A 13,847-nucleotide genomic window follows, 5' to 3' on the forward strand; every position below is an offset into this window, starting at 1 on the left:
TTTGCTTTTTTACCGAACGAAATAAATTTTTTAATGATGAAAAAGATATGCACATTGCTTGTCGCTATCTGTTTGTTGCAGAGTGCGCAAGCTCAATTTACAATCAAAGGACAGTTAAAAAACTATGATAATAAACCCGTTGTTATTAGAGTTTTTGAAAACGGAGTTTCACATTTAGCTCAGAAAGTGGAAACCAACAAAGATGGATTCTTTAGCTATACTTTTCCAAGGGCTTACAAAGGCTTAATTAATTTAAGCTTGAACAGAGGAGGATACCAGGTGTTTGCAGATAATAAGGATATCAATTTAAGTTTAGATGTTAATGATCCGAATCATTCAGTGCAGTACACTGGCGGAATTAATAAAGAACATCAAGAATACATTAATTATCAAAATTATTTAAACATTAGAGATAAAAGTTTGGCGGGATTAATGACTTTTTACAAGCCTGAGCAGGAGTTTTACAAAGCACTGGAAAAAGAATCTCAGCGTATAAGCAACATGCCAGCTTTTGAGGTTAAGAATCCAGATTTGAAATACTATCTCACTATTCAAGAATTGATAGAGAAAAACGCAGAGCAACCAGGTGCGGCTAACGAAGAAATTAAGAGCCACTTGGTAAAAGATGGAGAGAATTTAGAAAATTTTGGTTTTTTAAGAGATCTTACATCGCAATATTTAATAGGAGCTTCTAGACCTGCTGCAACTCGTGAGCAAGCTGAGCAACTAATCACACAAGCCACAGATGATTTGCTAGATGCTGTGGGAGAGGATACCTCTAGAGGGCAATCTGTATTGCTTACAGTTATCAACCTTATGCAAGCGAGCAATTTCAAAGATTTAGCTCAGAAATATACCGATAGAGCAGCTGCTCTCACCTGCGAAATTAATCCAGAACTGAAAGCCTTATTAAAAGGTTCAAACAACATACAAGTAGGGAAAACAGCTCCAAACATAGTATTTAAAAGTCCTGTAAATGGCAAAAAAAGCTTATATGATATTAAGACAGATAAGAAATTAATTGTGTTCTGGGGCTCATGGTGTGGACATTGCCAGCACGAAATGCCGTATTTAAAAGAGTTTTATCAAGAATTTAAAAAGTCTGGGGGCGAAATCTTAGCTTTTGCAGTAGATTTACAAAAAGAGGATTATTTGCCTTATGTGAAAGATGCCGGTTGGTATAACTATAGCGATTTGCTGAAATGGGATAGCCCAATAGTAAAAGAATTTGCAGTAGATGGCACCCCAACAATGATTTTATTGGATAAAAACAATAAGATTTTAAAAATTGGTAGTAGAGCTGCTCAGTTTAATGAATATTTTAAATAATTAGCGGATTAGAGTTTACTCACTAAAGTAAAAAAAAGCAATATTAAAAATCCCCGAGTTCAATAACTCGGGGATTTTATTTTTCTCTGAAATTTAATAAAGAAAAAAGGAAGAATGAGCAAATCATTCTTCCTTTTTAGGAAATAAAATATATAAGATTAATCTACAATTGTAGTAAGTCTCAATGTGTTGGTAATACCTTTTCTAAACACAGGCATCGCATTTAAGTTGATTACGAAATCTCCTTTTTTTACGAGTTTGCGATCTTGTAAGTATTTATTTACTTCTACCACTGTTTCGTCAGTGTTTTTATCTCCACGATAGTAGAACGCACGCACACCCCAAAGCAAGTTGAGCATGCCTAAAATTCGTTTATTTGGAGAGAAGATGTAAATACCTGCATTAGGTCTGTGAGATGAGATTTGGAAAGCTGTGTACCCAGAATAGGTGATAGTAACGATAGCTTTTGTATCCACATCTTTAGACATTTTTGCTGCATTATAACAAATCACATTAGTGATGTATCGATCATCAGTTAAGTCAGTAGGTTTGTGAGGTGGCACTTGAATGTGCGGATCATTTTCTACGGATCTTAAAATATTTGCCATAGTTTTGATCACTTGTACAGGATATTTTCCTACCGAAGTTTCTCCACTTAGCATCACAGCATCAGCACCGTCCATTACCGAGTTGGCAACATCGTTCACCTCTGCACGAGTAGGCGTAAGGTTTTCAATCATGCTCTCCATCATTTGAGTAGCAATGATTACAGGTTTTCTAGCCAATTTAGCTCTATCTACCAATCTTTTTTGAGCTGTAGGCACTTCTTCCATTGGGATTTCAACACCTAAATCTCCACGAGCCACCATTAGAGCATCACACTGAGGTAAAATTTCATCTATATTAGCAAGAGCCTCAGGCTTTTCGATTTTTGCAATGATTGGAATTTTGTGATCACAATTTTTTCTGATTAAGTTTTTAAGATCTACCACATCTTGTGCATGTCTCACGAAACTTAAAGCTATCCAATCTAGGTGCATTTTCATAGCGAAAATAGCATCTTCTATATCTTTAGGTGTAAGTGCTGGCAATGAGATCTTAGTGTTTGGTAAGTTTACACCTTTTTTAGATTTAAGCTCTCCACCTTGAATCACGCGTGCCTTTACTTCATCTTTCATGTTGGTTTCGATCACTTCAAAAATCAATTTTCCGTCATCTACTAAGATTTTTTCACCCACTTTTACATCTTGGGCAAAAAGCTCATAAGTCATGAAAACGCGTTTGCTGTTTCCAATTACCTCTTCGTGTGTAAAGGTAAGAATGTCTCCTGGCTCAAGAAAAGAGCCTTCTTCTACAACTCCTACTCTAAGTTTAGGACCTTGTAAATCGCCTAGGATTCCTACATTTAATTCTTCTTCTTCGTTGATCTCTCTAATCCATTTAACACGACGCTCTACATCAGAATAGTCTGCGTGAGAGAAGTTGATTCTAAACACATCAACTCCGTTCATAATCATATCTCTGATGATTTCTTTGGAATCTGTAGCAGGTCCAAGGGTAGCTACGATTTTAGTTTTTTTATTGAAATTATTCATATTAGTAATAGATTTTTTTCTGTCTTGGTTAAATTTAATAATTGCGTTTCGTATATAAAATTTAATTTCTGCAAAGATAAGGCAAAACTAGGTTCTTTTGTTATGTTACCACTAAGTTTTAATAAGAAATTATATCTTTTGTACCTCTCTAGCAGATAAAAACGCTCTTCCATGCTTTGGAATAAAGAGTTTTCGGGCATTAGACTTTCGGTGGTTCTGGAGATATTGTTAATAAAATAACAATCATTTTTCGAGTCAAAATCGAAATAGTAATAGTTGCCAAAATGAGCTAGTTGTCCACGAAAGTAAACATCTAAGTCTGGTTGAAACACAAAACTTGTAGAAAGTAGAAGATTTACATGATATATAAACTTATAGTCCATCATGTTGGGAGACACGACGCCATAGAGCAGAAACTCCTCTTCTTCGTCCTCATCAAGGTCTAAAAAACTTATAGGCATTGCGCTGAAATTTCTTTCTGAAAATTAAAATAAGCACGCTTAGCCGCTTTTTCCTCTGCTTTTTTCTTCGAAGTAGCGCGACCTTTAGCAATTTCTTTTTCGTCTAAGTATAAGACAGATACGAAAACTTTTACTTCCTCAGCATTATTTTCCTCTTGGGTGTCAAATCTAAGTTTAAATTTATTTTTCTGGCACCATTCTAGCATCAAACTTTTGTAGCTAGAAATTCTATTTTCTAGATTTTCTAAGTCTACATAAGGAGTAATTACACTTTTGTAAATAAAGTTTTTGGTAACTTCATAACCTTGATCTTCGTAGATAGCTCCCACGAGCGATTCAAACATATCACCGCAAACATTTGCGCCGAGTGTTACTTTTTTCTTTAAATCAGAATCTATTAGGCTTAAAAGTCCCATATCGTTTCCGATTTGGTTTAAATGCTTTCTGCTTACGATTTTTGCACGCATTTTAGTTAAGTAACCCTCCTTTTGGTTGGGTGCGTTTACAAAAAGGTATTCGGCGATAATAGCACTTAACATCGCATCGCCAAGAAACTCTAATCTTTCATAATTAAAAGCCTCTCCTTCCGCAGATCTTAATTGAGCACTTCTCGGTGTTAAAGCTTCGATGAAAAGCGATGAATTTTTTGGGCTAAAACCTAGTAACTCCAATAATTTTTGAGGCAAGTCTGTTTTATTCTCACTTTTTTTAGGAGAAGAAAAAGCCTTTTTCCAAAAATTTTGGAGAAACATTGTTTAAGAATATTTTTTAAATAAAACACATGCATTATGTCCGCCGAATCCAAAAGTATTGCTCATTGCATAGCGAATTTCTTTTTCTTTTGGAGCGTTGAAAGTATAATCTAAATCAGCTACTTTTTCATCTTTCTCATGCAGGTTGATGGTAGGTGGCACAATTCCGTTGTACACGGCTCCAATGGTAGCAATCGCTTCCACAGCACCTGTAGCACCTAGCAAGTGACCATGCATAGATTTAGTCGCATTGATTTGAATGTTTTTGGCATGATCTCCAAAGAAATCCACTACAGCTTTAGGTTCTGCAATATCTCCTAGTGGAGTAGAAGTCGCATGCATATTGATGTGATCTACCTCGTTTGGCTGAATGTTGGCATCTTCTAGCGTATTTTTCATTACATGATATACGCCTAATCCATCTGGGTGTGGAGCTGTCATGTGATAAGCGTCGGCAGACATTCCGCCTCCTGCAACTTCTGCATAGATAGTTGCGCCACGAGCCACGGCATGATCATATTCTTCTAAAATCATAACACCTGCACCTTCGCCCATTACAAAGCCATCTCTGTCCTTGTCAAAAGGTCTAGAAGCTGTTGCTGGATCATCATTTCGTGTAGAAAGTGCATGTAGTGCGTTGAAACCACCAATTCCCGCTGCAGTAATTGCTGCTTCTGAGCCTCCTGTTACGATAGCGTCTGCTTTGCCTAAACGGATTAAATTAAACGCATCAATAATTGCATTTGAAGATGAGGCACAGGCTGAAACTGTGGTATAGTTAGGTCCCATAAAACCGAATTCCATGGAAATTAATCCAGGCGTGATGTCGGCAATCATTTTTGGGATAAAGAATGGGTTAAATCTAGGGGTGCCGTTTCCAGTTGCATAGTTAGAAACTTCTTGCTCAAAGGTAAGTAATCCTCCGATTCCAGAGCCCCAGATTACACCAATTTTGGTTTTGTCTAGGTTGCTAGCTTCAAGAATACCGCTGTTTTCGACAGCTTCTCTTGCAGCTACGATACCTAATTGCCCAGTACGATCCATCTTGCGCACTTCTTTTTTATCGAAATGCTGCAGCGGGTCGAAATTTTTAACCTCACAAGCGAACTGGGTCTTGAACTGCGAGGCATCAAATAAAGTAATGGGCGCAGCTCCACTCACCCCTTTTAGTAAGTTGTTCCAATATTCATTGTAAGTATTACCAATGGGAGTGAGTGCGCCTAACCCTGTAATTACAACTCTTTTTAACTTCATAAAAAGATTTAATAATTATTACTTATTTTACTTCTTCTATGTATTGAATAGCTTGTCCTACAGTAGAAATTTTCTCAGCTTGATCGTCTGGAATTTGGATATCAAATTCTTTTTCAAACTCCATGATTAATTCTACAGTATCTAATGAATCTGCTCCTAAGTCGTTAGTGAAGCTTGCTTCTGGAGTAACTTCGCTTTCTTCAACACCTAATTTGTCTACAATAATAGCTTTTACTCTTGATGTAATGTCTGACATAATTTTTCTTTTTTATTTAAACAGGGCAAAAATAAGAAACTTTCATGAATAAACACCAAAAAATTAAAAAATGTTTTGTGCAACTTTATTTCGTTAGCTGATTTTTGTTAGCCTTTGGTTTTATGTGTAGGTTCGTATAAGTAATGCTTAAGTAGGCTGTTTTATATGTGTTTATAGTACACTGGAGGAGTTTTTAAATGAGTTTAATCTTTATCTAAAAGTTATAATTTAGAAAAAGGTGATTTATTTTAGGTTTGTTTATGTGGCGAAATAAAAAATAACTTTATAATTTTACACCATCAAATTTAATTAAATCATGGAAAACTTAAAAAAAGCTTTAGAAAGTTACGGGATTAAAAACGTAAAAGAAATTGTACACAACCCATCGTACGAACAACTTTTTGAAGAAGAAACTAAGCCAGGACTAGAAGGCTTTGAAAAAGGACAAGTAACAGAATTAGGAGCAGTGAATGTGATGACTGGTGAATTCACAGGTCGTTCTCCTAAAGACAAATTCATCGTAGAAGATGATGTAACTAGAGATACTATCTGGTGGACTACTCCTGAGTCTCCAAACGATAACAAAAAACTAAGCCAAGAAGCTTGGAATCACCTTAAAGATATTACTACAAAACAACTTTCTGATAAAAGATTATTTGTAGTAGATGGTTTCTGTGGTGCTAACGAAGAATCTAGACTTAAAGTAAGAATCATTACAGAAGTAGCATGGCAAGCACACTTCGTTACTAACATGTTTATCCGCCCAACTGAAGAAGAATTGAAAAACTTTGGTGAGCCAGATTTCGTAGTAATGAACGCTTCTAAAACTTCTAACAAAGAATATGAAAAATACGGAATGAACTCTGAAGTTTATACTGTATTTAACTTGACTGAAAAAATGCAAGTAATTGGAGGTACTTGGTACGGAGGTGAGATGAAAAAAGGTATGTTCGCGATGATGAACTACTACTTACCATTAAGAGGGTACGCTTCAATGCACTGTTCTGCTAACGTGGGTGAGAAAGGTGATACTGCAATCTTCTTCGGACTTTCAGGTACTGGTAAAACAACTTTATCTACAGACCCTAACAGAAAACTTATCGGTGATGATGAGCACGGATGGGATGATGAAGGTGTATTCAACTTCGAAGGTGGATGCTACGCAAAAACTATCAACCTTGATAAAGATGCTGAACCAGAAATCTACGGAGCTATCAAACGCGATGCTTTATTAGAAAACGTAACTGTAGATGAAAATGGTAAAATCGACTTTACTGATGGATCTGTAACTCAAAACACTCGTGTTTCTTATCCAATCTACCACATCGAGAATATCGTAAAACCAGTTTCTAAAGCAGGACCAGCTAAAAAAGTTATTTTCTTGACTGCTGATGCATTCGGTGTAATGCCTCCAGTTTCTAAATTGACTCCAGAGCAAACTAAATATCACTTCTTGAGTGGATTTACTGCTAAACTTGCAGGTACTGAGCGTGGTGTAACTAGCCCACAACCTACTTTCTCTGCATGTTTCGGTGCTGCATTTCTTTCTTTACACCCAACTAAATACGGTGAAGAATTAGTTAAGAAAATGGAAGCAAACAACGCTACTGCTTACTTAGTAAACACTGGATGGAACGGTACTGGAAAACGTATCTCTATCAAAGATACTCGTGCAATCATCAACGCTATTTTAGATGGTTCTATCGATAAAGCAGAAACTAAAGTTGTTCCAATCTTTAACTTAGAAGTTCCAACTGCATTGCCAGGTGTGGATTCAGGAATCCTTGATCCAAGAGATACTTATGCAAACGCTTCTGAATGGGAAGAAAAAGCAAAAGATCTTGCTGGTAGATTTATCAAAAACTTCGAGAAATATACAGATAACGAAGAAGGTAAAAAATTGGTTGAAGCAGGACCACAATTATAATTCTTGCTCTCAATTTAATATCATAAAAGAAAACCCGCATTTTGCGGGTTTTTTCTTTTTAAATAATTCTTATTTTTTCTTGTAAAGAGGAACTGTGCTACAAGCTTCTCCGTACATGAGAGATTTGGCTACGGGCTGTAATTTTGCAATGAGCGATAGATAAGTTTGTTCGTTGATTTTCATATTTCCACAACCTTTGATGATGATAGGCTTACCCGAAAAATCATCTAAATTCATATTTTTTATGTAATGCTGTAGGGCTGCGTTATTAAAATCGTTTTTGTTTCCTACTCCACAAAATTCGCTAAAGGGAGCCAAGTGGCATTGAACCAACAAAAATGCCCAGCCAGGGAGGATAGGCTCGTCGCTACAATAGAGGTGAACATATTTATTTTTATAGATTTCCCAGTTAGTGTTTTTCAACATTTCTCTAAAATCTTTTTCTATTAAGATGAGTCCATCTTTCAAGAAATTTTTTAGATCGAAATTTATAATTTGATTAGAAATTTCTTTTTCAAAAATATAATTGAGGTCGATTGTGATCAGCGAGCTATTCGCAACTCTATTAACAATTTGAGTCATTTCAGTCTTTTTTATTTGAATCAAGAGGTTTGAAGTGATAGATGGTTCTATAAAAAATCATGCCATAAAATTATAATCAAAAAAATAGTTTTTCGTTTCGAAATGTTTAGAAAATCCCTAAAAATAGAGGGGAGTGCATTGATTTTTATGAAAAAAGAAAGCCTATCGCGATTGAATTTTAAAGATTTAGTAATATGATATTCTTCATTTTTTTGTACAAAATATACGTTAAAAGTTTCATTTTCAGAAAAAAAGATTTAGCTTAGCATCTTAGGTCGTGTAAAATTAACAATTATCTAAAATAATTGAAAAAAATATATAATAGAATGAAGCGAAAAATGTTATGGAGTAGTACAATGTTACTACTATTTGTGAGCCAAATAATGGCGCAAATCACCGGTAAGGTGCAAGACGAGTATGGTCCGCTGCAAGGTGCGCTTGTTACCGTGGTGGGGACTAATACCTCAGTAGAGACAGATGCTGACGGGGCGTTCAGCATTCCCGGTAAGGTGGGAGATGTCTTAGATATTACCAATCCTATTACCTTTGGGCAAAAAACATTCCCTGTGAAGTCGCTACAAATGGGAGTGATTAAATTAAGCGAGAAGGAAGTGGGGCTAGATGTGGTAGTGGCTTTTGGTAAACAAAAGAAGGAGAATTTAACGGGGGCAGTCTCCGTGATTGATTCTAAGAATTTTGAGAGCCGCCCTATCTCAAACGCAGTTCAGGCGTTGCAAGGAAAAGTAGCGGGTATGAACTTTAATATAGGAAACAGAGGCACGGAGCTAGGCGCCTCGCCGTCCTTCAATGTAAGGGGGGAGGGGACATTAGGCATTGGCTCTTCCGCCAGTCCGCTCGTGTTGATTGATGGGGTAGAGGGGGATTTCTCATCGCTCAACCCACAAGATATTGAAAGCATTTCGGTGCTAAAAGATGCAGCTTCGTCCTCATTATATGGGTCGCGTGCGGCTTTTGGTGTTGTTTTAGTTACCACAAAATCAGGGAAGGAGGGGAAAGTTTCCATTTCTTACAACAATAGTTTAAGATACAGCTCGCCCACACTTGTCCCTAAGTTTTTGGATTCTGAGACATTTATGCATTACTTAAATGAAGCTTATAGAAATAACTCTGCCGCTTCGGGCGATAGATTTACTAAGTCTCAAATAGAAAATGCGATTAAGTATAAAAACGGGGAGATTGATTATGCCACAGCATTTGACCCAAGCTTGGGAGTCTGGGAAACAATCAAAGCTTGGGACAATGTAGATTGGTATCAGCAAATGTACAGAGCTTGGGCGCCATCGCAAGAGCATAACTTATCCATCAACGGTGGGAATGAGAAGGCTACCTACTATCTCTCTGCGGGGTATTTAGGGCAAGAAGGGCTTGTGAGATATAATACAGATACTTATGATAGAATTACCCTTAACGCAAAATTTACGGCTAATTTAAAATCTTGGCTGAAACTGCAATATCAAAGCAGATTTACCAGAGAGCTAAACGGAAAATCCTCTTACTTAGCAGGTGCTGCTGCTAGCTTCTACGAGGACATCGTTAGAAAATGGCCAATGTTCCCAGTCAAAGACACCAACGGGAATTATATCTATGGCAACGGAATCGGAGAGCTTGAAATGGGAAGGTACAAAGGAGAGAGAGACCTCTTGAACCAGCAAGTGAACCTCACCATTACTCCGCTCAAAGATTGGAACATTTATGCAAACTTCTCTTACAGAACAGATACTCACTTTGAGAATAGATACTATATGCCACTCTATCAATATGACGACAAGGGGCGTGCCTCATTTGCTGCACCTAAATTTAGTATTTCCCCTTATGGGAAGATTGCCCCAGGAGTTTCATTCTTAGAGGAATTTGGCTATAAATCCAATTACTTTTCGCCAAACATCTATTCAGATTATACCAAATACTTTGGAAACCACACCGCTAAATTGACCGCCGGTTTCCAAGCAGAGGAGTTTAAAAATAGAGACATTAGAGCTAAAAGAAACGGAATCGTGAACAGAGATGTCATCGCGCTAGCCACTACTGATGGCGACCAAATGTATGTAGATGGCCGCTACAACGATTGGGCTACGGTGGGCTTCTTTGGCCGCTTGAACTATGATTATGATGCGCGCTACTTGGTGGAACTAAACCTCCGCTATGATGGTACAAGTAGATTCCTGCAAGACCAAAGATGGAACTGGTACCCATCTGTATCCTTGGGCTGGAATGTTGCCAGAGAAGGATTTTGGCAAAATCTAGGCGATATCTTCTCTAAAATCAGCGACTTTAAGCTCAGAGCCTCATATGGAGAGCTAGGAAACCAGTCTACAACAAATTTCTACCCATTCTACCAAACGATGCCATTTAAGCCCAATGTAGGTACTTGGCTAATTGATAATAAGCTCACCAATACGGCCTCAATGCCTCAATTAATCAGTGAGTTTTTAACTTGGGAGAGAGTAGAGACTAAAAACATAGGGCTAGACCTTAATGCCTTTAAAAATAGATTTAACTTAACCCTCGATTTCTTTGAAAGAAACACCAAAGATATGGTAGGGCCCGCAAGAGCGCTACCAGGCGTATTCGGTGCAAAAGTGCCAAATACCAACAATACAGATATGAGGTCTCGAGGATTTGAATTAGCCCTAGGCTGGAATGATAAAGTAGGCAAAGATTTTAACTACTCAATCAACGCTACATTGACTGATAGCCGCCAAACAGTGATAAACTACCCCAACGAAACAGGCTCCCTAAACACCTATTACTCAGGAAGAGAATTAGGCGAAATCTGGGGATTTGTAACCCACGGAATGGCTAAGACCGACGCTGAAATTAATGATTGGGTGAGCAAACACCGCCCCGAGTTCTACAATGGAAACTGGAGAGCTGGCGACATTATGTTCGAGGATTTAAACAAAGATGGCAAAATCGGTGTAGGAAGCTCAACTTTGGAAGACCACGGCGATTTGAAAATCATCGGGAACAGAACCCCACGATACAACTTTGGTTTAGACCTATTTGCGCAATACAAGGGCTTAGACCTTAGAATATTCCTCCAAGGTACGGCTAAGAGAGATTTAGACCTAGATAGCAAGGGCTTCTTAACGCCAAACACGCTCTTTACAGGTGCCAATACCCCGTATGATGGCGGTAAAACAAATCTATGGCCAGCCACAGGCTTTAAGGAGCATTTAGATTACTTCCGCCCAGAGGGCACCACCAGTCCGCTTGGGCCTAATGTAGATGCCTACTACCCAGCCCCATCATTGGGAGATTCTTACAAAAACTTCCCAATGCCACAAACTAGATATTTGCAAAATGGCGCCTATGTAAGAGTGAAAAACATTCAGCTAGGCTACACCTTGCCAAAGAAATTAGTACAGAGCATCTATATGAACAGAGTGCGATTCTATATCTCAGGAGAAAACCTATTCACTTGGACAAAGCTCTCTTCGCTATTTGACCCCGAGGTAATCGGCGGCGCTAGCGGGCAAGGGAAAATGTACCCACTCTCCAAAGTAGTATCCACAGGAATTAGCATCAATTTCTAAAAAAGTTTAAAATAATGAAGAAGATAAATAAAATAATAATCGCACTATTAGCCCTCTATTCGCTAAGTGCTTGTAACGATTTCCTAGACAGGGAACCCCTATCACAAGTAAGCCCAGATGCCTATTTTAACAACGCAGGGCAGCTATCCGCTTACACCTTAGATTTATACAAATCCTTCTTTTACACCAATAAAGATTACTCTATGGGGAATACTTTGCTGGACAACAATACCGATAACCAAGCAAAAAGAAACTCCTCAGATGATATATGGCTTCCAGGTTGGAAGAAAGTGCCAAACAAAGCCTCCGTGTGGAAACTAAACAATATCCGCAAGGTAAACTATTTCCTTGGCAAAGTACTCCCTAAATACAAAGCCGGAGAAATCGAAGGAAGCAAAGCAGAGATTAACCAAGCCATTGGCGAAGCCTACTTCCTAAGAGCTTACGAATACTATGGCAAGCTCACCAAGCTAGGCGACTTCCCAATCATCAAGGAGCCGCTACCAGAGGATAGAGCGGAGCTCATTAAGCGCTCTAAAAGAAGCCCTAGAAACCTAGTAGCCCGCTTCATCTTAGAAGACTTAGACGAGGCCATAAAATACCTAAGCCCCAACCCCGTAGCCAATAAAAACAGAATAAGCCAAGAAGTAGCAAAGCTATTCAAATCCAGAGTAGCCCTATACGAAGGCACTTGGCTCAAATACCACAGAGGCACCGCCTTTGTACCAGGGGGGCAAGGCTGGCCAGGAAACCCGCAAGATGTAAACTACCCCGATGGCTATGACAAGGAAATAGAATTCTTCCTAACCCAAGCCAAAGATGCCGCCGAGAAGGTAATCAAAAATGTAAGCCTCACCCCAAGCAACCACAAGGTTAAAAGCTTAGAAGTAGGAACCAACCCCTACTATATGATGTTTGCCGACACCGATATGGGCAAGTATGATGAGGTATTGCTATGGAGAAGCTATAATGTAGACCTCGCCGTAGCACACGCCACACAAGTATACCTAAAACTAGGAAGCCAATCAGGCTTTACACAAGGCATGATGGATGCCTACTTAGGTAAAAACGGAAAGCCCGTCTATAAAGACGCAACTATCCTCGCCTCCTACAACGACCCTAAAAAGCTCTCGACCAACCTCGCCACTAAACGAGACGAGCGCATTGCTATGTTTGTAAAGAAAAGAAGCGACCAATTCAATACCAATAAAAACACCTTCTACCTACCTAAATTCTCAGAAGGAGGAAACCTCTCTGCCACTGGCTACGAGATTAGAAAAGGCCTCGGCTTAGACCCCTACCCACAGCAGAATTCAGCACAAAAGAGTGTAAATGGCTGCTTGCTATTCAGAGCCTCCGAGGCGTACTTAAACTATATCGAGGCACAGTATGAGCTAGAAGGCAATGTAAGCAACGAATCTGCTACTTACTGGGCAGCCCTTAGAGAAAGAGCTGGCGTGCTTACAGATTATAAGGTAACAGATAAAAACACGGACTTAGACCTAGAAGATGACTTTGCCGTGTACTCCGCAGGGCAAAAAGTAGAGGTTACCCTCTACAACATTCGCCGCGAGAGACGCTGCGAGCTTGTAGCAGAAGGCTTGCGTATGGACGACCTGAAAAGATGGCGCGCACTAGACCAAGTGAAAAACTACCAAGTGCGAGGCATTAAAATCTGGGAGTGGTTACAGCCTGGTGTGCTAAACAGCAATGAGCTTAAAAACTTCTCAGACCTCAGATACGAGCCTGCCAAATCCCCCAATATGTCTAGCCCAGATATCGGCCCATACTTCTACATTTACAGAATCAAATCAGACAACCGATTCTATGAGGGCTACACTTGGGTAAAAGCTCACTACTATGAGCCAATAGCCTTTGAGGAATTGCAGCTAGCTGCCCCAGATGGCAACCCGAACAACTCTGTGATTTACCAAAACCCAGGGTGGCCAACCCTAGCAGGAGGCGTTGCCGAAATTAATTAATCTAAGATTGTTCAGATACTTTCACCGCCGTGCGCTTTGCGCACGGCGGTTTTTATTTTTATTACACAAGTGTTCTCCCGCGTGCAGTGCGAGTGTTCCTCCGCGTGCAGTGCGAGTGTTCCTCCGCGTGTAGTACGAGTGTTGTCCCGCGT

10 protein-coding genes are annotated in these 13,847 nt (G+C 39.1%); 4 read left to right on the forward strand and 6 right to left on the reverse strand.

What is annotated here, in order from left to right; genetic code table 11:
• Window positions 1–33: 33 nt before the first annotated feature.
• Window positions 34–1,329, forward strand: a complete 1,296-nt coding sequence (locus tag ORNRH_RS06115; protein WP_014791016.1) for a TlpA disulfide reductase family protein — start codon at window positions 34–36, stop codon at window positions 1,327–1,329.
• A 158-nt stretch (window positions 1,330–1,487) separates the two neighbouring features.
• Here the strand turns inward: ORNRH_RS06115 and pyk are convergent, their stop codons facing one another.
• Genes pyk through ORNRH_RS06140 form a run of 5 tightly spaced genes read right to left on the reverse strand, consistent with a single transcriptional unit; the run spans window position 1,488 to window position 5,647 of the window.
• Window positions 1,488–2,924: a pyruvate kinase gene (gene pyk, locus ORNRH_RS06120; protein WP_014791017.1), complete on the reverse strand. Its 1,437-nt coding sequence runs from the start codon at window positions 2,922–2,924 to the stop codon at window positions 1,488–1,490.
• Window positions 2,921–3,385 (reverse strand): IPExxxVDY family protein, encoded by a 465-nt coding sequence (locus ORNRH_RS06125; RefSeq protein WP_014791018.1) that lies wholly within the window; start codon window positions 3,383–3,385, stop codon window positions 2,921–2,923. The genes pyk and ORNRH_RS06125 overlap by 4 nt, the downstream gene beginning before the upstream one ends.
• Complete coding sequence (gene rnc, locus ORNRH_RS06130; RefSeq protein ID WP_014791019.1) at window positions 3,376–4,137, reverse strand: ribonuclease III; 762 nt, start codon at window positions 4,135–4,137, stop codon at window positions 3,376–3,378. The genes ORNRH_RS06125 and rnc overlap by 10 nt, the downstream gene beginning before the upstream one ends.
• A 3-nt stretch (window positions 4,138–4,140) precedes the next feature.
• On the reverse strand, window positions 4,141–5,391 hold the full coding sequence (fabF, locus tag ORNRH_RS06135; protein ID WP_014791020.1) for a beta-ketoacyl-ACP synthase II: 1,251 nt from the start codon (window positions 5,389–5,391) through the stop codon (window positions 4,141–4,143).
• A 22-nt stretch (window positions 5,392–5,413) separates the two neighbouring features.
• A complete protein-coding gene (locus ORNRH_RS06140; protein WP_014791021.1) occupies window positions 5,414–5,647 on the reverse strand; it encodes an acyl carrier protein in 234 nt (77 codons plus the stop codon).
• A gap of 316 nt (window positions 5,648–5,963) precedes the next feature.
• Here ORNRH_RS06140 and pckA point away from each other — a divergent pair, with 316 nt between their 5' ends.
• A complete protein-coding gene (gene pckA, locus ORNRH_RS06145) occupies window positions 5,964–7,574 on the forward strand; it encodes a phosphoenolpyruvate carboxykinase (ATP) (protein ID WP_014791022.1) in 1,611 nt (536 codons plus the stop codon).
• A 69-nt stretch (window positions 7,575–7,643) separates the two neighbouring features.
• Here pckA and ORNRH_RS06150 read toward each other — a convergent pair whose 3' ends face one another.
• The gene (locus tag ORNRH_RS06150) at window positions 7,644–8,156 is read right to left on the reverse strand and encodes a DUF2480 family protein (RefSeq protein ID WP_014791023.1); all 513 of its coding nucleotides are present in this window, start codon (window positions 8,154–8,156) and stop codon (window positions 7,644–7,646) included.
• 383 nt (window positions 8,157–8,539) lie between these two features.
• Here ORNRH_RS06150 and ORNRH_RS06155 point away from each other — a divergent pair, with 383 nt between their 5' ends.
• Window positions 8,540–11,713, forward strand: a complete 3,174-nt coding sequence (locus ORNRH_RS06155; protein WP_244878768.1) for a SusC/RagA family TonB-linked outer membrane protein — start codon at window positions 8,540–8,542, stop codon at window positions 11,711–11,713.
• Between the two features lie 14 nt (window positions 11,714–11,727).
• Complete coding sequence (locus tag ORNRH_RS06160; RefSeq protein WP_014791025.1) at window positions 11,728–13,695, forward strand: RagB/SusD family nutrient uptake outer membrane protein; 1,968 nt, start codon at window positions 11,728–11,730, stop codon at window positions 13,693–13,695.
• Window positions 13,696–13,847: the final 152 nt, after the last annotated feature.

It is taken from the genome of Ornithobacterium rhinotracheale DSM 15997 (assembly GCF_000265465.1).
GTDB classification, from domain to species: domain Bacteria; phylum Bacteroidota; class Bacteroidia; order Flavobacteriales; family Weeksellaceae; genus Ornithobacterium; species Ornithobacterium rhinotracheale.

Excerpts from the sequence above, each read along its gene's own strand:
- ORNRH_RS06140 (WP_014791021.1), bottom strand. The coding sequence starts at position 5,647 with ATGTCAGACATTACATCAAGAGTAAAAGCTATTATTGTAGACAAATTA.
- ORNRH_RS06115 (WP_014791016.1), top strand. The coding sequence starts at position 34 with ATGATGAAAAAGATATGCACATTGCTTGTCGCTATCTGTTTGTTGCAG.
- fabF (WP_014791020.1), bottom strand. The coding sequence starts at position 5,391 with ATGAAGTTAAAAAGAGTTGTAATTACAGGGTTAGGCGCACTCACTCCC.
- rnc (WP_014791019.1), bottom strand. The coding sequence starts at position 4,137 with ATGTTTCTCCAAAATTTTTGGAAAAAGGCTTTTTCTTCTCCTAAAAAA.
- ORNRH_RS06155 (WP_244878768.1), top strand. The coding sequence starts at position 8,540 with ATGGCGCAAATCACCGGTAAGGTGCAAGACGAGTATGGTCCGCTGCAA.
- pyk (WP_014791017.1), bottom strand. The coding sequence starts at position 2,924 with ATGAATAATTTCAATAAAAAAACTAAAATCGTAGCTACCCTTGGACCT.
- pckA (WP_014791022.1), top strand. The coding sequence starts at position 5,964 with ATGGAAAACTTAAAAAAAGCTTTAGAAAGTTACGGGATTAAAAACGTA.
- ORNRH_RS06160 (WP_014791025.1), top strand. The coding sequence starts at position 11,728 with ATGAAGAAGATAAATAAAATAATAATCGCACTATTAGCCCTCTATTCG.
- ORNRH_RS06150 (WP_014791023.1), bottom strand. The coding sequence starts at position 8,156 with ATGACTCAAATTGTTAATAGAGTTGCGAATAGCTCGCTGATCACAATC.
- ORNRH_RS06125 (WP_014791018.1), bottom strand. The coding sequence starts at position 3,385 with ATGCCTATAAGTTTTTTAGACCTTGATGAGGACGAAGAAGAGGAGTTT.